Source organism: Candidatus Acetatifactor stercoripullorum (genome assembly GCF_944382095.1).
Lineage (GTDB): Bacteria > Bacillota > Clostridia > Lachnospirales > Lachnospiraceae > Acetatifactor > Acetatifactor stercoripullorum.
Window position 1 is genome coordinate 24,719 of the sequence record NZ_CALWMU010000023.1, and the last position, 21,599, is coordinate 46,317.

Sequence of the window (21,599 nt, forward strand, 5' to 3'; positions counted from 1 at the left end):
AAAAATGGTAAAATGACAAGTGTGTATATGTGGATAACTCTGTGGATTTGGTGGATTTCTCGGAATCCGGCGCCAAAAAAATGACATTTGATTCAGTGGAAGGGTAAAAAAGCCTGCAGGCAAAGCTGCAATGATACTGAATTGGTCAATGGAAGTTATCCGAATCGCACAATGAGAAAAGAAAGAAAGGATGAAAAGAAATGTGGGCTTACGAAAGTGTTTTTTACCAGATATATCCTATGGGATTTAGCGGCGCTCCCTTTGAAAACGACGGCAGGCTGGAGCACCGCATCAAAAAGGTGGAGGAGTGGATTCCTCATATGAAAAAGCTGGGGATCAATGCAGTTTATTTTTCGCCTGTCTTTGAATCGGATTCCCATGGCTACAATACCAGAGATTACCGGAAGATTGATGTGCGGCTGGGCACCAACGAGGATTTTGGGCAGGTCTGCAGAGCGCTTCATGAAAATGGCATCAAGGTGGTGCTGGATGGTGTGTTCAATCACGCAGGAAGAGGATTCGGGCCTTTTTTGGATGTAAAGAAGAACAGGGAGAATTCTCCCTATGTGGACTGGTTTTACCGGATCGATTTCAACGGCAATTCCGTCTATGACGATGGCTTCTGGTATGAGGGCTGGGAGGGAAGCTACGGCCTTGTAAAGCTGAATCTGCGCAATGAAGCGGTGATTTCCTACCTTTTTGAGAGCGTAAAGCAGTGGGTGGAGGAATTTGATATTGACGGGCTGCGTCTGGATGTGGCTTACAGCCTGGACGAGGATTTTGTGAGACGGCTGCGCAGCTTTACGCAGACGTTAAAGGAGGACTTTTATCTGGTGGGGGAAATGATTCATGGAGATTACAACCGTCTGGTAAATGATCAGATGCTGCACTCCGCCACCAATTATGAGTGCTACAAGGGGTTATACAGCAGTTTCAACAGCATGAATCTCTTTGAGATCAATCATTCCCTGATGCGCCAGTTTGGCCCCGAGGATTGGACGCTTTACAAGGGAAAGCATCTGCTCTCCTTTGTGGACAATCACGATGTAACCCGGATTGCCAGCATTCTGACCAATGAAAAGCATCTGCCGTTAGTCTATGCCCTTTTGTTCGGTATGCCTGGCACACCCTGTGTATATTATGGAAGCGAGTGGGGAACCAAGGCGAAGAAGGAAGAAGGGGATCCGGCCCTTCGCCCCTGCTTTAAGGAGCCTGTGTGGAACGAGCTGGGAGAATGGATTTCCAGGCTCAGTGAAGCGAAGAAGCATTCCAAGGCTTTGAACTATGGCGGCTTCCGCTCTGTTTTGCTGACCAATAAGCAGTGTATTTTTGAGAGAAAAACAGATGAGGAAAGAGTGCTTGTGGCAATAAATGCGGATCAGGAGGAGTTTGTGGCCCATTTTGACGCTGGGTGCGGCACGGCGGTAGATCTGATTAGCGGAGAAACCCATGATTTTGGCGGTGGAAGCAGACTTCCAGGCTACAGCGCCTTCTTCTGGAAAATGGAAAAATAGCAGATTTTCTTTAGAAAGGCGGTGCTCCGGACAGTTTCGGGGCGCCGCCTTTCTTAAGGATATCTTTAGAATGTCTTTGGCAAATATATATTGACATACAATATTATATGCTATATAGTATAGACACAAAGCAGATATTATATGGCATATAATATTATAAAATTCATATTGGAGTAAGGAGCGATGACATGGTATTTAATACGGGCGCGGCTCTGCTGGATGCAATCGTTCTGGCGGTTGTGTCAAAGGAACCGGAGGGAACATATGGGTATAAAATCACCCAGGAGGTTCGTCAGGTAATTGAGCTGTCGGAGTCCACTTTATATCCTGTTCTGCGGAGACTGCAGAAGGATGAATGCCTTGAGGTGTATGACATGGAATGCGCAGGAAGAAACAGAAGGTATTACAAGGTAACCAGCAGAGGCTGGGCGCAGCTTAGGCTGTATGAGAGCGAGTGGAGACGATATGCGGATAAAGTGACAGGACTTTTTGAGGGCCGCATCGATTTTTCGGCAGCGGCTGGCAACAAGGATGAGGAAAGGAACAGGCGCTGATGCGCCGGAAAGGGCAATATGAACAGAGTTGACTTTATGAGACAGTTAGAAAGCCTGCTTCAGAATATTTCACCTGCAGAAAGAGAAGAGGCGTTACAATATTACAATGAATATTTTAATGACGCGGGCCCGGAGAATGAGCAGGACGTCATTGAGGCGCTGGGGAATCCTGCCAAGGTGGCGGAGAATATCAAAAGAGACCTGTATGGAAATGGTTACGGAGATACCTCCTATCAGAGAAGCGCTCCCAGTGACCGGGCGGTGGTACAGTACCAGCAGAGCGCTCAGTCTGCAAATACGGCGGTGGAAAAAAGTGACAAAAAAATGTCCTCAGGCATGGTAGCCTTGATTGTAGTGCTGTGTGTTCTGGCTTCCCCTGTGATATTAAGCGTAGGATCCGGCGTCATAGGCGTGGTTTTTGGAATCGTGGCTGCCTGGTTTGCGTTGATTTTTGGATTTGGCCTTACGGCGGTAATTCTTTTTGCGGTGTTGCTTTTTTTGCTGGTTTTGGGTATTATGTGTCTGTTTACGGACCCTCTGGCAGGGCTTGCGCTTATTGGAGGAGGACTGGTATGCGGCGGCGTAGGGATTTTATTCCTGATGCTCACAGTGGCCATGGCCGGTATTGCAACGCCGGCTATCTGCAAGGGAATTGCAGGACTGTTTAAAAAGAAATCTCCCAAAAACGCCCCGGCGGCCTGAAAGACTGAAACATCTGAATGACGGCAGACTGAAAGACGAGAGACGGCGGGATGAGAAAGGTATGGTATTAGAATGAAAAGGTTTATGAAGGGCTGTGCCATCACAGCATTGATATTTGTGGTACTGGGATTGATTCTTGGGATTGTGGCGGGAAACGCCAGAGGAAGAATTGCTATCCAGGATGCGGTGGAGGCCATCACTGGCGGAAGGGTGCGTCTGCAGCTTGGCGGTCTGAGAGAAGTGGGAGATGATCTCATGGAACAGATCGGCGGCGAAGGATATTATGATATCGAGGATGCAATTCCTTTTGCGGATGGATATGATATCCTGGAGGGCGATGTAGAGCGTTATGCGCTGACCGGAGACATCCGCAATTTAGACATAGAGATAGGGGGCTGCGTGCTTTATCTGGAGCAGTCCCCGGACGCAGATTTTTATCTGGAGGCGAAAAATATGAAAAGCCTCCAGGGATATGTGGAAGGCGACACTATTTATGTGAAAGCGCTGCGAAACGGGAATATCTGGGATGAGATAAAGAATTGCGAGATTACCTTGTATGTTCCCCAGGGAGTCTATTTAGACAGCGCAGACATGAGTGTGGGAGCCGGCAGCATTCAGATCGAGGAGCTTTATGCCGGGGAGATTTCTCTGGAAGCGGGCGCCGGGGAGATTACAGCCCAGAGGCTGCAGGCGGACACGCTGGACATGAGTGTGGGAGCTGGCCTGATTGAGGTGTATGAGCTTGAGGCGAGACAGCTTGATGGAGAAGTCGGTGTGGGACATCTTTATCTGGAGGGCAATGTGACAGAGCATGGGGATATTCAATGCTCCATGGGCAGTGTGGAAATGTATCTTGAGATGGGGGAAGAGGATTATAATTATGCGGTAGAATGCGGTATGGGAAGCGTTGAGATCGGCGGCAGAGCCTACAGCGGCCTGGCCAGAGAACAGTATGTGGACAACGGCGCGGCAAGACAGATTGATGTGGACTGCGCTATGGGCAGCGTTGAAATTTATTTTGACTGATTTTGCCGGATCAGTTCTCCCAGGTATTTCTCAAAAATAACTCCCTCTCTCACGGGGATATTTGCCCTCTCGCTGCCTTGGATGCACAGAGCCACAAAGTCAGCCGCCTTTTTTACGGAAGCGTAAAAATCTCTGTGGTGCAGAGCGTCTGCCGCCAGTATGGAGGCAAACAGATCCCCTGTGCCGGGGCGGCTGCTTCCTGCGGCGGGAGCCAGATAGGCGCTGTGGCTGTTGTTTTCCCAGATATAATTCATGAAAAGGCTGGCCTTCGTAAGACCGGTGATGACGATTTTGCCCGGACATAGTTTGGAAAGCCTTTCGCACAGGGATAAAAGTTCGTAATCCGTCCAGCCGCTTTCCCGGCAGGGAGTATCCGTAAGGAGGCATGCCTCCGTGATATTGGGCGTCAGGATATCTGCACGGCCCATCAGGCTTTTCATGCGCAGGCAGTGCTCCCTTGTGATGGTAGAGTAGGGCTTGCCGTGATCCCCCATAACAGGATCCAAAAGAAAAAGCTCCGGCTGAAAGGTATCCAGAAACTCCTCCACGATGGCAAACTGCTCCGCGCTTCCCAAAAAACCACAGTAAAGTCCGTCAAAGGTGATTCCCATTTCCTGCCAGGGACGCAGATATTCCCGCATATGCGGGGTGTAATCATCAAAATGACAAAGAGGGAAGCCCAGGTGGTTGGATAAAATAGAAGTAGGCACAGGGCAGACCTGTACCTCCATGGCGCTGATCACAGGCAGCGAAACTGTGGTGGAGCAGCGTCCAAAGCCTGCAATATCGTTAATCATAGCAAGGCGCGGAATTTCTGCCGCGCCTTTTTGTGTACCTTGATTTTGTAAAGAATTAATCATACCAGCCTCTTTTTTCCAATCATGTCGTTTAAAAGCCCGGTCTTTTTCATGGCGGGGCGAAGGGCCATATATACTGCCACCGATACGATCAGTGAAATCACCGCGTTGATAGAGGTGGAGGCCACGTTCCAGACCAGAGTAATCTCTGCCGCAGGCTTGCCCAGAATGAGCAGCTTGTAAAAGTATCCGGCCAGGGGATCGAAAATTACGTTGAACAAAAGGCCCCCTGCCGCTGCAAGGCTGCTCCACAAAAGCACCCTTTTGTGATCGGTTTCCTCGCTGATTTTACCGATCCGGTGGGCAATGAGCCCGGTGATCAGACCGATGCAAAGCTTCAGAATAAAGGTTTTCGGGGCGTACACCACATACACGGGGTCCAGCAGATCGCCGATGGTCATGCCGATGGCGCCGCCGATGCCGCCGTATACGCCGCCCAGAAGCAGGGCGCCCAGCACACAGACCGCATTTCCCAGATGAATGGAGGTTGCGTCGCCTCCGGGCAGAAAGATTTTTATCTGCAAAAAGGTGAATACTACATAGGATAAAGCGGCCATAAGACCGGTCAGTGCAATTTTTTGTGCCATATGATTTTTCATAATGATACCTCCCTTTCGTTATATCACATTATAAACAAAAGTGGTATCATAAAAAGTGCCAGAATAGAATTTTTTTATCAGTCCAGTTCAAACCAAATCAGTCCGCCGTCTTTTCCCTTTTTTGGTCGTCAATGACCGGTACGGGAGTGTCATCCCAGGCGTCCAGATCGTTTATGTATTTCTTGGTTTCCCGGGCAATCACGTTTGACAGTAAAAGCACCGCCAGGAGATTTGGTATGGCCATAAGGGCGTTTAGGATATCCGCCAGCGCCCACACTACGTCCAGGGTCACGACAGGCGCGATGGCGGCTACGGCCACATACAGAACACGGTAGGGAATTAATCCCTTCTTTCCTGCAAAGTATTCCACTGCGCGCTCTCCGTAGTAAGCCCAGCCAAGCACGGTGGAAAAAGCAAAGCAGATCAGACCCAGGGTCAGGATAATGGGACCAAGATAGGGAATCTGGTCAAAAGCCAGGGTGGTTAAAATACCGCCGTCTGTGATTTCATCGGCGTTGATAGAGGGGTTTTTCATAATGGTGGACACCAGTACAAGACCGGTCATCAGGCATACCACCACAGTGTCCCAGAAGGTGCCTGTGGAGGAGACCAGAGCCTGCCTGACGGGATTCCGGGTCTGGGCGGCAGCTGCCGCAATGGGTGCAGAGCCCATGCCGGACTCATTGGAAAACAATCCACGGGCGATGCCGTAGCGCATGGCCATCATAATGCCGGTTCCCACAAGACCGCCTGCAGCGGCTCCCGGCTTGAAGGCAAGTCTCAGAATGGTGGAGATGGCAGGTATGATATAGTCATAATTTATGCCTAAAATGATCAGGCAGCCTGCCACATAAAAGACAGCCATAAAGGGCACCAGCTTTTCACATACGTTGGCAATGGAGCGGATGCCTCCAAAGATAACCACGCCTGTAAGCACCGCAATCACAAGGCCTGCAATCCAGCCCGGTATGCCTGTGTTCGTCTTTACCACATTGGCAATGGCGTTTACCTGGGTGGCGCATCCGATGCCGAAGGAAGCGAAGCCGGCAAAGACCGCAAAAATCATACCCAGCACGCCGCCCAGCTTTTTCCATTTCAAGCCTCTTTGGAGGGCGTACATGGCGCCGCCCTGCATACGTCCGTCCGCCTTTTTCACACGGTATTTTACTGCAATCAGTGATTCCGCATATTTTGTGGCAATCCCGAATACGCCGGAAAGCCAGCACCACAAAACGGCTCCCGGACCTCCCAGCGCGATTGCCGTGCCCACGCCTATAATGTTGCCTGTTCCGATGGTGGCGGCCAACGCCGTTGTGAGGGCGCCGAAATTGGACACTTCCCCCTCGGCGTCGGGGTCCTTTGTCACGGAGAGCCGGATTCCCTTGGTGATGGATTTCCATTGGATAAACCCGGTGCGGAACGTCATAAAAATGTGGGTTCCAAACAACAGGATGATGAGCCACCAGCCCCAGATTACGTTATCCAATTCCAAAATAAAGTTACCGATTGCTTCAAACATAATTTTTCCTTCTTTCAGCAGATATTCTTTTTACCATGTTAACAGTTTACTGGAATAAAGTAAAAATGGCAATCCTTTTTTGCGGCGTTTTATTGGATTGCAGCCTGAGGGAAAGCTGGTATAATGAAACAGCAAAGGAGACAAGGGGAGTGGAGATTCTGATTTGCAAAGGAGGCCAATCCCACAATCAGTCTATTGGGGAAAATTGTAAGCGGCCTGCGGGTGGAGCTTTCCGATCTGGTGAAAACCCCCGGGGACAGGGTATACCGGGTGAGCAAAGAAAAGCTGATTCCCACAAAGGAGCTGCAGGATAAATATAAGGTTTACACGTATTTCCCCTATGAAAAGGAAAGCAATATAGAGCTGTATACCTTTGAAATCCAGCCGGGCAGCTCCTATTTCAGCGGCACCCATGGAGAAAATACCGAAGAGTATGTGATCGTAGAGCAGGGGGTGCTGACCCTGTCTGTGGGAGGAACGGCTTACTGTGTCAAAGAGGGGGACGCAGTAAGATTTGATACGGACAGGAACCATGAGTACCAAAACAGAGGGAGCAAGCTCTTAAAAATCGTGTGCGTATTTCACTATAGTGCATGAATGAAGTGCGATATACTGCATTTATTTATCAAATAAATAGAAAATAAGAAAAAAACATTGAGAAAAACTGTATTTTTTAACAAAAAAAAGGTGTTTTCAAAAAAGCCATTGACATTATATCGCACAGGGTTTATACTCACTTCATCAATTGAACAGCTCGTGAAAAACAACGGCGTTTACTTAGCGATAAGTATGCGCCGTTCTTTTTTTGGCTGGACAAAGAAAGTGAGGAGACAATTATGAAAAAGAAAATGGTAGCTTTCCTTATGACTCTGGTTATGACGACAGGTATGCTTGCAGGATGCTCAAGCGCGGAGGCCCAGGAAGATACGGCAGTTTTGCGTGTGGGCATGGAATGTGCATATGCTCCCTTTAACTGGACCCAGGAGACGGCAGAGGTTTCCAATGGAGACACGGCAGTGCCTATCTACGGCAGCAGCTATTACGCATATGGCTATGATGTAATGATGGCCCAGATGATAGCCAAGCAGCTGGGCATGGAGCTGGAGATCCACAAGGTGGAGTGGGATTCCATCGGTCTGGCAATGGATTCCGGCGAATATGACTGCATTATCGCAGGCATGGGCAAAACGCCGGAAAGAGAAGCTTCCTACGCATTTACCACTCCTTACTATTACAGGGATAACTGCCTTACGGTGAAGGCGGGAAGCGGCCTGGAAAATATTACCTCGTTAGAGGAGCTGGCAGGCAGAAACATTTCCGTCACCACGCAGACAGGTACGGGCTGGGTTTCTTTGATGGAGCAGATTCCAGACAGGGTGGAAGCTGCCAACTACGCCACTACGGCGGAATGTTTTATGGCGGTGTCCAACGGTGTGGCAGATGCGGCTCTGATTGACAAACCCACTGCGGAATCGGCGCTGCTTACCAATACAGATCTGGTGATTCTTACCTTTGAGGAAGGAAAGGGCTTTGTGGATGACAATGGCATGACCAATGTATGTATTGCCACAAGACTGGACGACACGGAGCTTAGAGACAAAATTCAGGGCGCAATGGATGCACTGGAGTGGGATAAGGAAAAGATGGATGAGATGATGTCGCTTGCCATCGAATTGCAGCCCGCAGCTAACTAATAAATATACATACCGGAGGTAGCCTTATGATTGGATTTCTTACAGCGCAAACCCCTACAAGCACAGTAGGGTGGATGCTATTTTTAGCGGAAAGATATGCAGCTTCTTTTTGGCAGGGAACCTGGATCACCCTGTATGTGGCTGTAGTGGGGACTATCGTCGGTTTTGTCATGGGATTTTTGCTGGGTATCATACAGGATATCCGCATGAGCCGGGAAGATAATATAGTAAAGAAATGTGTTGTTAAGATTTTAAAGGCAGTCTGCAGCGTTTATGTGGAATTGTTCCGGGATACGCCTATGATCGTGCAGGCCATGGTAATCTACTATGGCCTGCGCCAGGCAAACGTGGAGATCGGCGTCATGGCAGCGGCTGTTTTGGTAACCTTATTAAACACCGGAGCCTATATGGCAGAAACCGTCCGGGCAGGCATCAACTCCATTGATCTGGGGCAGAGAGAAGGAGGCCTTGCCTTGGGAATGTCACCTATGAAGGTTATGTTTGCCGTAGTGCTGCCTCAGGCATTCAAGAACATTATTCCTGAAATGGCAAATATGTTTTTAACCAATCTCAAAATGACGTCGGTATTAAATGTAATTGGTCTTTCCGAGCTGTTTATGACAGCAAAGACCGTTGCAGGAAATTACTATAAATATTTTGAGTCATATTTGATTATTGCGGCCATCTATTTTGTCCTTTGCTTCCTATTTAATAAGCTCTTTTTGTACTTGGAAAAGAAGATGGCGTTGAAAAAGGACTATGTGCTCGCAGTGGAATTCATGGACAATCAATAGGAGGTGTAGGTTATGGAAGATAATATCATAAAAATTGAAGAGCTTGGCAAATCCTTCGGCGGCCATGAGGTCCTGCGAAAAATTGATTTTTCGGTGAAAAAGGGTGAGGTAATTTGTATTGTGGGCTCTTCCGGCTCGGGAAAATCAACCCTCCTGCGCTGCATCAACCGCCTGGAGCACCAGACGGTGGGGAAAATCTATTATCACGGCAGGGAAATACGGGATGTGCAGAAGGAGATCAACGCTTACCGGGCCAAGGTTGGGATGGTATTTCAGTCCTTTAACCTGTTTAACAACATGAATGTTTTGGAAAACTGTATGGCGGGCACCAGAAGAGTGCTCCATATATCCAAGGAGGAGGCTTATGCCCGGGCTATTTCCAATTTGAAATCCGTGGGAATGGCGCCCTATATCAATGCTTTCCCGGAGCATTTATCCGGCGGCCAGAAGCAGAGAGTGGCCATCGCAAGGGCACTGTGCATGAACCCGGAGGTACTTTTGTTTGATGAACCCACCAGCGCCCTGGACCCCGAGATGGTGGGAGAGGTTTTAAACGTTATGAAAGAGCTGGCGAAAACCGGACTTACCATGATCATTGTGACCCATGAAATGGGTTTTGCCAGAGATGTGTCCACCAGGACAATTTTCATGGATAAGGGATTTGTTGTGGAGGATGACGATCCAAGGGAACTGTTCACAAATCCCAAAAATCCCAGAACCAGGGAATTTTTGAGCAGATTTATGGCAGGATAGGGAGGATGGAAGATGGAAAATTTTGTAGTTACCTTTGCCAGAGGCTTTGGCAGCGGGGGAAAGGAAATTGCGTCCAAGCTGGCGGCGGAGCTGGGAATTCACTGCTATGAAAACAGGATTCTCACACTGGCCTCTCAGATGAGCGGATTAGACGAGCAGCTGTTCAGTGAGGTAAACGAGAAAATCCGCTCCCATGGCAGCTTTGCAAGCCTGCTTAAGGGTCTGCCCCGTTCCAGAAATTATATATCCAGAAATGAAAAGTTTGTGTCGGATGATAAGCTGTTTGAGTATCAAAAGCAGATCATCGAAAATCTGGCGGATACGGAATCCTGCTGTATTGTAGGAAAGTGCGCGGACTGGATTCTGCGGGGAAGGCCCAATGTGGTAAGCATTTATATTGAGGCGCCCAGGGCGTTCTGCGTGGAGAGAACCATTGAGCACATGGGAGTGACTCCGGAGGTGGCCAGCGCCACCATTGAACACACGGACGCTTACAGGGCCGATTATTATAAATATTACACCCATGGAAATTACTGGACCAATCCGGTAAATTACGATCTCACATTAAACAGCGAAAGAGTGGGCGTGGATAACTGCGTGAAGCTGATCAAAGATTATTTAATGATAAAAGGACTTATCAAAGGAGAGTGAAACGTTATGAAGCTTGCAGATACAGGATTAACGGCAGAGGATATCAAGGCGAAGGCCAAAAGGTATATCATTGAGACCTACGAGCGTTTTGACTTTGTGGCTGAGACTGCAAAGGATATGTATATGTACAGCACGGACGGGGACGCATACCTTGATTTTTATGCGGGGATTGCGGTAAACAGCGCCGGCAACTGTAATGAGAAGGTGGTAAAGGCAATACAGGAGCAGTGTCAGGACCTGATACATACCTTTAACTATCCCTACACCATACCTCAGGCGCTGCTGGCGGAAAAGATATGTACCACCATTGGCATGGATAAAATTTTTTATCAGAATTCGGGAGCCGAAGCCAATGAAGCTATGATTAAAATGGCGAGAAAGTACGGCGTTGAAAAGTACGGTCCCAATAAGTACAATATCGTAACGGCAAAAATGTCCTTCCACGGCAGAACCTTTGGCGCAATGAGCGCCACCGGACAGCCTGACAATGCCTGCCAGATCGGCTTTGGGGGCATGACGCCCGGCTTCTCCTATGCAGAGTTTAATGATCTGGAATCCTTTAGGGAGGCAGTTTCAGAGAACACTATCGGTATCATGGTCGAGCCGGTGCAGGGAGAAGGAGGCGTGCATCCTGCCACTAAGGAGTTTATGACGGGGCTTCGCAGACTCTGCGACGAAAAGGGGATTTTGCTTTTGCTGGACGAGGTACAGACCGGCTGGTGCAGAACCGGAGCGGTTATGAGCTATATGAATTATGGAGTAAAGCCGGATATCATATCTATGGCAAAGGCTATGGGCGGCGGTATGCCTATCGGCGCCATTTGTGCCACTGCGGAGGTAGCAGGGGCCTTTACCCCCGGCTCCCACGGAACCACCTACGGAGGCAACCCTGTATGCTGTGCGGCGGCGCTGGCTGAGATAGGGGAGCTTCTGGACAGAGACCTGGCGCGAAACGCTGCAGAAATGGGAGATTATTTCTGCGATAAGCTGAAAACCCTGCCCCATGTAAAAGAGGTAAGATATCAGGGGCTGTTGATCGGCGTAGAGTTTGACCAAAGCATCAAAGGCGTGGACGTAAAGCACGGCTGTCTTGAGAGAAAGCTTCTGATCACGGCCATCGGAGAGCATATTATCCGTATGGTTCCGCCTCTTATTGTCACCAAAGAGGACTGTGACAAGGCCTTTGGCATTATTGAGGAGACAGTAAAAGCGTTGGCATAGCGAGGATAGGGCAGAATGAAGTTCAAATATTATTTACCTGTAAATTTGATTTTCGGACGGGGAGAGGCAGAGAGCATAGGCTCTATTGCAGCTCAGTACGGCAAAAGCGCTCTTGTGGTCACTGGACGAAGCAGCACGAAAAAGAGCGGGCTTTTGGATCGTGTGCTGGAAAATCTGGAGGGAAACGGGCTTAAGGCTGTGGTATTTGACAAGGTGAGACAAAACCCCCTGACCACCACGGCAGAGGAGGGAGCCTTGCTTGCCAGAGAGAAAAACTGTGATGTGATTATCGGACTTGGCGGAGGCAGCGTTTTGGACTGCGCAAAGGGGATCGCCTTTCTGTGTGTAAATCATGGAGACATCAACGATTATATCTTTAACAGGGCTGCAGGCAAAAGCGCCCTTCCCCTTGTGGCGGTGCCTACCACCTGCGGAACGGGCAGCGAGGGAAACGGCTTTGCGGTTTTGACCAATCCAAAGACCGGGGACAAGAAATCTCTCCGGAGCAACACCATTATTCCCAAGGCGTCCATAATCGACTCCAGGCTGATGGAAACCATGCCCAAGTCTGTTCTGGCTTCCGTGGGCTTTGACGCCCTCTGCCATTCCATGGAGGCTTATTTGTCCAGACTGGCGCAGCCCATGACTGATATGATGTGCGTGGAGGCCATGCAGATGATTGGAAAGCATCTGGTTTCGCTGTGCCGTGGCGAGGAGAGCGCCGGGGCCTGGGATGCAATGGCCTGGGCCAGCACCATAGGAGGCATGGTGATCAACACGGCGGGGGTGACGCTGCCCCATGGAATGGAGCATCCGGCCAGCGGCTGTAAGGACATTGTCCACGGAAGAGGACTTGCGGCTCTCACCCCCGTGATCACGGAGGCAAGCATAGATGCGGCCCCGGACCGATATGCAGTGATCTCAAAGGCCCTGGGAGGGAAGGACGAAAGGGACTGCGCAAGCCAGCTTAGAAAGCTTTTAGAGGAAATCGGGCTTTCTACATCCCTGGGGGAGCAGGGCATTACCCGGGAGGATATTCCATGGATGACAAAGAACTGCTTTACCGTTTCGGCTGCAGGCATTGCAAATCATCCAAGAAAATTTACAGAAGAAGAAATCGCACAGCTCTATGAGAAGGCGTATTCCCTTTTTGTTATTTAAATCCCTAAACTATAATTTGTCATTACTTTTTCTTTAGTTTTTCCGTTTATTCTCTTTTCTGTAAATAATAAACTAGAAGCAAGAAAATAAAGGGAAAGATTTGAGAGACAATATGGGAAAAATCAGATTGACCTCTTTTTTCAGCGATGGGATGATATTGCAGAGGGAAACAGAAAACTGCATCTGGGGATACGCGGAAAACAGTACAAGAATAAGCTGTTTTTTGGGCGACCGCCCTATTGTGACAAAAGCCATGGAAAATGGCTATTTTGAGTGTTGGATTCCCAAAATGGAAGCGGGGGGACCGTGGGAAATCAGAATCAGTGACGGGAGGGAAAGTATTTGCATTGTGGATGTCTTGTTTGGCGATGTATTTTTGCTCGGCGGACAATCCAACATGGAGCTTCCCATAGAGAGAGTGCGTGAACGCTTTGAAGAGGAACTGTCAGATGTGGAAATGGGCTGTATTCGAACATTTGAGGTTCCCAAAGAATATGCTTTCCGGTGGAAACGGGAAATGCTTACGGACGGCATCTGGAGAAAAGCTGTGGGTGGGGAATTGTCCGCTTTTAGCGCGGTGGGCTTTTTTGCAGCAAGAGCCCTTTGGGAAAAGGAAAAGATACCAATCGGCCTTTTTCAGACCGCAGTGGGAGGCACACCGGTAAAAGCATGGACAAGTGAAGAAACCATAAGGCGTCTGGATCTTGATGCCGGGGAACTAGAGGAATGTGCAGATGCCTCTTATGTGAAACAGACGGAAAAAAAAGAGGAGGAGCTGGAAGAGCGGTGGATTGCTGAAGCGATGCTGCCCTTTGAAGAGGAGAAGGAGAAAGGCTCTCATGGGCAAAAGAAAAAGGGGAAGGTTTTTGTACCTGGCTTTTTTGGAGAGGGTGATTTGTGCGGATTTGCCGGAAGCCTGCGTCTGAAGAAAAAAATACTTTTGACGCAGGAGAAGGTGGACAAGCTTTTGGGACAACATTGTGCGGACGAAGAACAGAAAATGGGCGCAAAGTTATATTTTGGAACAGTTATCGATGCGGATCAGATATTTGTAAACGGCGTAAAGATCGGCGAGACAGCCTATCAGTATCCGCCTCGCATTTATCCCATTCCGGAAGGCCTCTTGCAGGAAGGGGAAAACGAGATTGAGGTGCACATGCTGGTGATGCGGGGCAAAGGGGGAACCATGCCCGGAAAAGAATATGGCATACGGTGTGGAAAGAGGGAGATTGCTGATCTGAGGGGTGTATGGGAATATGAGATTATGAAGGATATGAGGGCTTCCTCTGGTTATCTTGGGGAGAAGGATTTCTTTTCATATAAGGCCTCCGGCCTATATAACGGAATGCTCTATCCGATCAGAAAATGTCGGTTTTCCGGCTGTTTTTTTTATCAGGGGGAATCTAATACAGGAAGGCCGGAGACTTATGAGAAAGAGTTTACTGAGATGATCCGGGATTGGAGACTGCTGTTAGGGGAGCCAAAGCTGCCATTTATTTATGTACAGCTGGCAGGCTTTGGGGACGGCATAGAGCATACAAAAAAAGCGCTATGGGCAAGTCTGCGTGAAGCTCAAAGGCGGGCTGGGAAAACAGAAAATGCAGGAATGGTGCAGGCATATGATCTGGGGGAATATAATGACCTGCATCCCTTGGATAAAAAAAGTGTGGGCGAGAGAATTTCCCTTGCTGCGCAGGCACTTATTTATAAAAAAGATGTGGTTTGGAAAGGGCCGGAGGTCAGCCGGGTTTTGTGGGAAAACGACTGCGTCAGAGTTAGCTTTTCACTACAGGATGAAAGGCTCTCTTTATGTGCGAAGGATAGCAAGACAATATTTGTTCGCGGTTTTGAGATAGAGACGAAGGAGGGAGGAAAATTTCCGGTCAAGGCACAGATCTGGGGGAGGGATCAGGTGATTGTAAAGCTGTCTGCAAAACAGAATGTGGAGAGTCTTATGTTTGCATGGAATGATTGTCCGCTGGATGCTGATTTGTATCATACGGCGGGGCTTCCTGCAGTACCCTTTAGGAAGGTGTATGGAGAAGAGTAAAATGCGGTTATTTGATGAAAGCGCAATAGTGACCTTTGTAGTGGAAAAGGAAAGCGATGTGGGTATTTATGCCATAGCCAAAAAGGTGGCGGCGGATATGGAAATGGTGTCGGGCAGAAGGCCGGGTATCGTGGAGGACTGCAGCCAGGCATCTGGAGACATTGTTTTGTTTGCACAGCTGGGAAAAAGTCCCATCTTAAAGCAGCTGGAGCTGACCGGAAGGATAGATGCGAAGTCAGTGAGAGGGAAAAGGGAAGTTTATGGAATCCGTCTGCTGAAAGAGGAGCAGCTCGCAGATATAAAAATAGGAAATCATTGCAGCCAGGCTCTTGTTATATATGGAAGCGACAAGAGGGGCACTATTTACGGTATGTTTCATTTGTCCGAGCTGATGGGAGTCAGTCCGCTTGTTTTTTGGGGAGATGCCCCTGTACAGCATAAAGAGCGTATGGAATTAGATGCCTCCGTGGAAATGATTTCCAAGGAACCCTCTGTAAAATACAGAGGATTTTTTATCAATGATGAATGGCCCTGCTTCGGTACATGGGCATTTCATCATTTTGGTGGATTCAATGCCGATATGTATGACAAGGTATTTGAACTGTTGCTGCGTCTGAAGGGAAACTATCTTTGGCCAGCCATGTGGACCTCTTGCTTTGCTTTGGATGGGCCGGGAGAAGAAAGCGCGCGCCTTGCGGATAAGTACGGAGTTATAATGGGCAATTCCCATCATGAGCCTTGTCTGCGCGCGGGAGAGGAATGGGATATCTACAAGGGGGAGAATGGTTCTTACGGCAGTGAATGGAATTATATGATAAATAAGGAAGGACTGTTGAAATACTGGGAAGACGGACTAAAACGAAGCTGCAAATATGAAAATATCATTACCGTCGGCATGCGGGGAGAAAGAGACAGCAAGCTGGAAGGACCTGGCTCCCTTCAGGAAAATATTGATATCCTGAAGGATATCATCACGGAGCAGAAGAAGCTGATACAGGCCAACATAAGACCTGGGGAAAAGGGGTTTCCTATGCTTTTAGCCATTTATAAAGAAGTGGAGCAGTATTACTATGGATGTGGGGAGACAGTAGGGCTGAAGGACTGGGACGGCCTGCAGGATATCATTTTGATGTTCTGCGAGGATAATTTCGGACATATGCGGTATCTGCCAGAGAAAGAAGCCTCTCACCAGGGCGGCTATGGTATGTATTATCACCTGGATTATCACGGGGCTCCCATCTCTTATGAGTGGATCAACAGCACGCCGCTTACTGCTATTTGGGAGCAGATGACTCTTGCCTATGAGCAAGGAGTGAGAACCGTATGGATGGTAAATGTGGGAGATCTTAAGGGAAATGAATTTCCTCTGTCATACTTCATGGAGCTGGCCTATGATTTTGAAACCTGGGGGAGCTCTGCACCAAATTCCACCAGAACCTTTACCAGACTGTGGCTGCAGAAGCAGTTTGGAGGACTTGTAACTGCTGCGCAGATAGACTGTATGGAGCTTCTTTTGACAAAGGGAACCGCATGGATCGGGAAATGCCGTCCGGAGGCGCTGAAAAGTGATACCTATCGGCAGGCGGACGGGGAAGCGGATCGGGTCTTGGAGGCAATCTGCGAATTGGAGCAGAGACTTCTGGAATTGGAAAAGGAGCTGGCTGTGGAAGCGAAAGAGGGCTTTTACAGCATGATCTATAATCAGCTGAAAATGGGATTTAATTTGATACAGATGCAGATAAGCGCTGGAAAAAACGCACACTATGCCAGCTTGGGAAAAAAGGCTGCGAATATCTGGGCAGACAGGGTACGGGAATGTATTGAGGCGGACAGACAGCTGGTTTGTACAGCGGGAAGCCGCAATAACGGAAAATGGCATGGAATGTGGACGGGAAGTCATGTGGGATTTGTAAAGTGGAACGAGGACGGCTGCCGTTACCCTCTGCGCACCTATGTTACACCCTTTGAACGTCCAAGAATGGTGGTTTCCAGAGTGGGAGGGGACAGAATTTTATGTAAAAATTACGGTGAGCCGGACAGCATGGAGATTCTGGATTTTTTGTACGAAGGTATCAGTGATGTGTGGATAGAGATTGCAAACTCAGGAGAAGGGAAATTTGTCTGTGGTGTAGAGGCCCAAAAAGTGGGAGGCCGCAGCCTGGAAACCTGTAACTGGTTGACGTGGGAGCTTACCTGCGCACAGGTAGAGTACCAGGAGCTTTTACATATTCACTGCTGCAGAGAAAAGCTGCCAAAGCAGGAAGAGATCTGCAGGGTTCAGATTACGGAAAAAGATGCGGTGGTGTATCTGAATGTACATGGAAAAAGGACAGGACTTGAGACTGCCAAAAAGGAAATCCAAAGCGGAGCAGCTGGACGGACTCACACGGAATACTGCGGAAGAATCTGCATTCCTGCAGATGGCTTTTTTAAGGCGGATCTTCTTTCCTCTCATGGAACCCTTGGCCTTTTGGTGCTTGAGGATTTCGGATTTTACGGAATTGGTTTAAAGGCATTTCCATTTCAGACAGAGTATGAGGAGGCCCTTGCGCCCAAGGCAGTGTACAGTATTTATGTGCAGGAAGCAGGCGATTATATTCTTACATTGTATCTTGCTCCCTCAAATCCAGTCTCGCCAAAGAGGCAGTGGTATCTATCGGCAGGCGTTACGTCGCAAGGGCAGATAAAACAAGGAGAAGAAGCAGGACAGTCGACGGAATGGAGACGGCTGCAGCTTTTTCCGGAGGACTACCGTGCGGGGGAAGCGGACTGCAGGATGTGGGCAGAGGGTGTAATTTCACAGATACATACGGTAGAAACCAGATTGCGTCTAAGGCAAGGGTTCAACCAGGTGTCTATCCGTTTCCATGATGGGGTGGCGGTGCTGGAAAGACTTGTATTGGAACGAATAGTGGAAGACAGGCCATAATGCGTGGAAAAAGAGGATTGTTTATGCTATGATAGTAAAATAGCATAAAAAGCAAGGGAGCAGATATGAGGGGAATATTGGACAGGCTGGAAAATTGGATGAACGACTATAAGCTTAAAAAGAAGCTGGAGCTGCTCTATGTTTTCTGTGTATTGATCCCGCTGATTTTAACTGACGGGGTGATCTTGTACAATGTGATTTTGTCAGAGCGGGAAAAGCAGCTGCACGAGATGGAGAATGTGGCCAGTGCAGTACAATATAGTCTTTCCAGCGCGGTTGAGCACTCAGCTTCTGCAGCCAAGAGTATATATATGAATGAGTATATTGAAGAGTTTCTCAATACCCAGTATGATACGGCGCTGGATTATGTGGTGGGGTATCAGGAGTTTATGAGAAATTCCTTGTTTAAAAGCAGCATGGGCATTGATAATGCGCAGGTGACGATGTATGCGGATAATGAAACGATTGTTAATGGCGGAGAGTTTGCAAGGCTTTCGACGGTGCGTGATACAAAATGGTACCAGTATCTGCAGGAGAGCGGGAGAGATATGCTGCTTTTGTTTTATTATGATGACTGGAAGAGTCCGGCGGTGGAAGCGAAAAGAAAAATTCTTTTTTTGCGGAAAATGAATTTTTTTGGGGGAAGTCCCTGTGAAAAGGTATTGAAAATAGAAATGGATTACAGCAATCTGGTCAGAAGCCTGGAAAGCATGAAATATGAGCTGCCAGTGTATATATGCCGGGACGGAGAAATTATGCTGTCAAACGAGGGATACAGCAGTGTGGGGCAGGCATTTGAAAGCTTTGAGGAAAAAGGAAGAATCGGGTATTCAAAGGATATTACATTATATGGGGAAGAGCTGCAGATTTATATTCTCAAAAGACCCAGCAGTACGCTTTTGGTTATTCTGGATAATTTCCCTCTGGTTGCGCTGCTTTTGCTTGTCAATATTATACTGCCGTGGTGCCTGATGAAGCAGATTGACCGCTCCATTACTGTCCGTATCAGAGAACTGAGTCATATTTTTGAGGGAGTGGATCAGGATCATCTGATGGAGCTGCCCCATGTGAGGGGAAAGGACGAGATTGGCAGCTTGATGCAGAATTATAACCGAATGGCTGCGCGGATGAATGAATTAATACAGACGGTGTATAAAGACCGGCTGAGAGAACAGGAGATGGACATTGCCAGACAGAATGCGGAGCTGCTTGCGCTTCACAGCCAGATCAATCCACATTTTCTCTTTAATGCCCTGGAAAGCATAAGAATGCACAGTATTTTGAAGCAGGAATATGAGACGGCGGATATGGTGGAAAAGCTGGCGGTGATGGAGAGGCAGAATGTGGATTGGGGTAATGATAAGGTGGAAATTAAAAAGGAAATGGAGTTTGTGGAAGCATATCTGGGGCTGCAGAAGTATCGCTTTGGAGACAGGCTTTCTTACCAGCTTGATATGGAGGAGGAATGTGCTAAGCTGCGGATTCCAAAGCTTACGATTGTAACCTTTGTGGAAAACGCCTGTGTGCATGGGATTGAAAATAAAGTTGCGCCAGGCTGGATATTTGTAAGAATTTACAGGGAAGAAGAATCGCTCTGCATAGAGATAGAGGACACTGGCGAGGGCATGGGTGAGGAGATGCTTTCCTGTATCCGGCAGAAGATGCAGGATGTAAGTATTGATGAGATGCAGAAGAATGGAAGGGTAGGAATTTTGAACGCCTGTCTGCGGCTGAAAATGATGGTTGACGAAAATGCTGAATTTCTGATTGAAAGCGAAAAAGGCGCAGGAACCATGATTCAGATTCGGCTTTCTTATAACAAAATTCAGGAGGCTTAGGGGAGGATATGATGAAGGTATTGCTGGTAGATGACGAACCGTTTATTGTGCAAGGCTTGTCCGTGCTGATTGACTGGCAGAAGGAGGGGTATGAAATTGCTGCTACGGCATCCAATGGGAAGGAGGCATTAAACTATCTGAGAGGCCATAAGGTGGATGTGATTATCGCGGACATTAAAATGCCGGTTATGACGGGGCTTGAGCTTTTGGAGACAATACGCAGAGAACATGTATCTGAAGCTTATTTTGTGATTCTGAGCGGGTATAATGATTTTGTTTTCGCGCAGCAGGCGATCCGGCATAAATGTATGGAGTACATCCTAAAGCCTGTGGAAAAAGAGGAGCTGATCGCAGTTTTGCGGAAGGCTGCCAAAATATCGGAGAATTCCAAAATTGACAGGCAAAATCAAAAGGTTATGGAGCGTGCGTATCTCGCGCGAAATGTGCTTGCGCTGCTGTTTGGAAAATACGACGGGTTGAATTTGGAATATGTCAGGAACCATATGCGTCTCTCTGAGGGAGTCCGGTACATAGATATTGAATTCTGCGATCTGAAAGAGGCACAGGAGCAGGAGGACGGTCAGCTCAGACATCTGCAGAGGCGATTGTATCAGGCCTGCATAGATTATTTAAAGGAGGATGAGGTACACTGCATTTTTGATGTATCGCAGGATGAAAAGAACTTTGACGTGGGATTTTTATACTGTGATTATATGGCGGCAAAGGAGGACTGCAGTGAAAGAGAATATCTGCAGGACTTTCGAAAGAACCTTGAGACAGTGCTGAAGCATCCGGTTCGGATGCTTGCAGGAAAAAAGGTGCATGATATCTCAGCGGTGGCAAAATCCTACAGCGCGGCTTGTGTGCTCAATTCACTGGAAGCATTTCGGGTAAAAAAGGATATTTATTTTTATGAAGAAGAGGTACAGATCAATCAGGGAGGAATCGTGCTGTGCAAGAACAGTGTTGACGCCTTGATTGCTGCCATAGAGCAGAATGATAAAGGAAAGATTTGGGGGAGTGTGGAGCGACTTTATGCGGAAATGAAACAAATGGGAGTGGTAGGGGACACGGTCAATTTAAATATCAACTATTTATTGTTTCAGCTTATCCATCTGGCAGCACAGCAGGATGACGGCGTAAACCAGGAGGAAATTCTGCATTATATCAGTGAAAGCTCCTTTGAGGAAGGCACTGTGCGGGGAAGCAGTGTGCATTTGGCAAGGTTTGCCTGTGAGTATGCAGAGTATCTCGCTCAGCTTAGGAAAAATGTCTCAAGAGGCGTTTTGGGAGATGTGGAAAAAGAGATACGCTGTAATTATGCGCAAAACCTTACGCTGCGGGAGCTGTCACAGAAGTATTATGTAAACAGCGCGTATTTAGGACAGCTTTTTCGAAGAAAATATGGGCAGTCCTTTAAAGATTACCTGAACAATTATCGGATAGAACAGGCTGCGGCAAGACTGCTTCGAACGGATGACAAGATTTATCAGATTGCGCAGGACGTGGGATACAAGGATCTGGACTATTTTATCAATCGATTTATTGCGGCAAAGGGCTGCACACCGGCAAAATTTCGTAAACAGGCGGGGAAATAGAAATTCCTGTCAAAAAACACACAGGGCAGATTATTGTTTTAAAACTATAATTTGCCCTGCTTTTTTATATTCTTTCTCAGGTTGCTAATATGAACCGGAAAGGTAAAATAAAATTATCAGAAAAACGCATCCAGGCTTG

The 21,599-nt window shown here is 48.0% G+C and carries 18 protein-coding genes; 15 read left to right on the forward strand and 3 right to left on the reverse strand.

The window, feature by feature from the left end; genetic code table 11:
• Window positions 1-200: 200 nt before the first annotated feature.
• From SHK35_RS08355 to SHK35_RS08370, 4 genes are all read left to right on the forward strand, one after another.
• The gene (locus SHK35_RS08355; protein ID WP_318709429.1) at window positions 201-1,514 is read left to right on the forward strand and encodes an alpha-amylase family glycosyl hydrolase; all 1,314 of its coding nucleotides are present in this window, start codon (window positions 201-203) and stop codon (window positions 1,512-1,514) included.
• Between the two features lie 188 nt (window positions 1,515-1,702).
• Window positions 1,703-2,068: a PadR family transcriptional regulator gene (locus SHK35_RS08360; RefSeq protein WP_318704787.1), complete on the forward strand. Its 366-nt coding sequence runs from the start codon at window positions 1,703-1,705 to the stop codon at window positions 2,066-2,068.
• A 36-nt stretch (window positions 2,069-2,104) separates the two neighbouring features.
• Complete coding sequence (locus SHK35_RS08365; protein ID WP_318709430.1) at window positions 2,105-2,770, forward strand: DUF1700 domain-containing protein; 666 nt, start codon at window positions 2,105-2,107, stop codon at window positions 2,768-2,770.
• A 72-nt stretch (window positions 2,771-2,842) separates the two neighbouring features.
• Window positions 2,843-3,796, forward strand: coding sequence for a DUF4097 family beta strand repeat-containing protein (locus SHK35_RS08370; RefSeq protein WP_318709431.1), 954 nt, complete (start codon window positions 2,843-2,845; stop codon window positions 3,794-3,796).
• On the opposite strand, the gene SHK35_RS08375 is transcribed toward SHK35_RS08370, so the two are convergent.
• From SHK35_RS08375 to SHK35_RS08385, 3 genes are all read right to left on the reverse strand, one after another.
• Window positions 3,784-4,656, reverse strand: a complete 873-nt coding sequence (locus tag SHK35_RS08375; RefSeq protein ID WP_318704790.1) for a pyridoxamine kinase — start codon at window positions 4,654-4,656, stop codon at window positions 3,784-3,786. The genes SHK35_RS08370 and SHK35_RS08375 overlap by 13 nt on opposite strands.
• Window positions 4,653-5,252, reverse strand: a complete 600-nt coding sequence (locus SHK35_RS08380; RefSeq protein WP_318704791.1) for an ECF transporter S component — start codon at window positions 5,250-5,252, stop codon at window positions 4,653-4,655. Before SHK35_RS08380 ends, SHK35_RS08375 begins: the two co-directional genes overlap by 4 nt.
• A gap of 97 nt (window positions 5,253-5,349) precedes the next feature.
• Window positions 5,350-6,771: an alanine/glycine:cation symporter family protein gene (locus SHK35_RS08385; RefSeq protein WP_318709432.1), complete on the reverse strand. Its 1,422-nt coding sequence runs from the start codon at window positions 6,769-6,771 to the stop codon at window positions 5,350-5,352.
• 195 nt (window positions 6,772-6,966) lie between these two features.
• Here SHK35_RS08385 and SHK35_RS08390 point away from each other — a divergent pair, with 195 nt between their 5' ends.
• The 11 genes from SHK35_RS08390 (at window position 6,967) to SHK35_RS08440 (ending at window position 21,460) form a co-directional block, all read left to right on the forward strand.
• The gene (locus SHK35_RS08390) at window positions 6,967-7,368 is read left to right on the forward strand and encodes a cupin domain-containing protein (protein ID WP_318709433.1); all 402 of its coding nucleotides are present in this window, start codon (window positions 6,967-6,969) and stop codon (window positions 7,366-7,368) included.
• Between the two features lie 239 nt (window positions 7,369-7,607).
• Complete coding sequence (locus SHK35_RS08395; RefSeq protein ID WP_318709434.1) at window positions 7,608-8,465, forward strand: transporter substrate-binding domain-containing protein; 858 nt, start codon at window positions 7,608-7,610, stop codon at window positions 8,463-8,465.
• Between the two features lie 26 nt (window positions 8,466-8,491).
• Window positions 8,492-9,259 carry an amino acid ABC transporter permease gene (locus SHK35_RS08400; protein ID WP_318709435.1) on the forward strand — a complete coding sequence of 256 codons (768 nt, stop codon included), beginning with the start codon at window positions 8,492-8,494 and terminating at the stop codon, window positions 9,257-9,259.
• Between the two features lie 12 nt (window positions 9,260-9,271).
• Complete coding sequence (locus SHK35_RS08405) at window positions 9,272-10,012, forward strand: amino acid ABC transporter ATP-binding protein (RefSeq protein WP_318709436.1); 741 nt, start codon at window positions 9,272-9,274, stop codon at window positions 10,010-10,012.
• Between the two features lie 12 nt (window positions 10,013-10,024).
• On the forward strand, window positions 10,025-10,663 hold the full coding sequence (locus tag SHK35_RS08410; RefSeq protein WP_318709437.1) for a cytidylate kinase-like family protein: 639 nt from the start codon (window positions 10,025-10,027) through the stop codon (window positions 10,661-10,663).
• Window positions 10,664-10,669: 6 nt separating this feature from the next.
• Complete coding sequence (locus SHK35_RS08415; RefSeq protein ID WP_318709438.1) at window positions 10,670-11,884, forward strand: aspartate aminotransferase family protein; 1,215 nt, start codon at window positions 10,670-10,672, stop codon at window positions 11,882-11,884.
• Window positions 11,885-11,899: 15 nt separating this feature from the next.
• Window positions 11,900-13,045: an iron-containing alcohol dehydrogenase gene (locus tag SHK35_RS08420; protein ID WP_318709439.1), complete on the forward strand. Its 1,146-nt coding sequence runs from the start codon at window positions 11,900-11,902 to the stop codon at window positions 13,043-13,045.
• 112 nt (window positions 13,046-13,157) lie between these two features.
• A complete protein-coding gene (locus SHK35_RS08425; RefSeq protein WP_318704800.1) occupies window positions 13,158-15,095 on the forward strand; it encodes a sialate O-acetylesterase in 1,938 nt (645 codons plus the stop codon).
• Window positions 15,082-18,024: a glycosyl hydrolase 115 family protein gene (locus tag SHK35_RS08430; RefSeq protein ID WP_318709440.1), complete on the forward strand. Its 2,943-nt coding sequence runs from the start codon at window positions 15,082-15,084 to the stop codon at window positions 18,022-18,024. Before SHK35_RS08425 ends, SHK35_RS08430 begins: the two co-directional genes overlap by 14 nt.
• Window positions 18,025-18,089: 65 nt before the next feature.
• On the forward strand, window positions 18,090-19,862 hold the full coding sequence (locus SHK35_RS08435) for a sensor histidine kinase (protein WP_318704802.1): 1,773 nt from the start codon (window positions 18,090-18,092) through the stop codon (window positions 19,860-19,862).
• An 8-nt stretch (window positions 19,863-19,870) separates the two neighbouring features.
• Window positions 19,871-21,460, forward strand: a complete 1,590-nt coding sequence (locus SHK35_RS08440; RefSeq protein ID WP_318709441.1) for a response regulator transcription factor — start codon at window positions 19,871-19,873, stop codon at window positions 21,458-21,460.
• The last annotated feature ends 139 nt before the right edge of the window (window positions 21,461-21,599 follow it).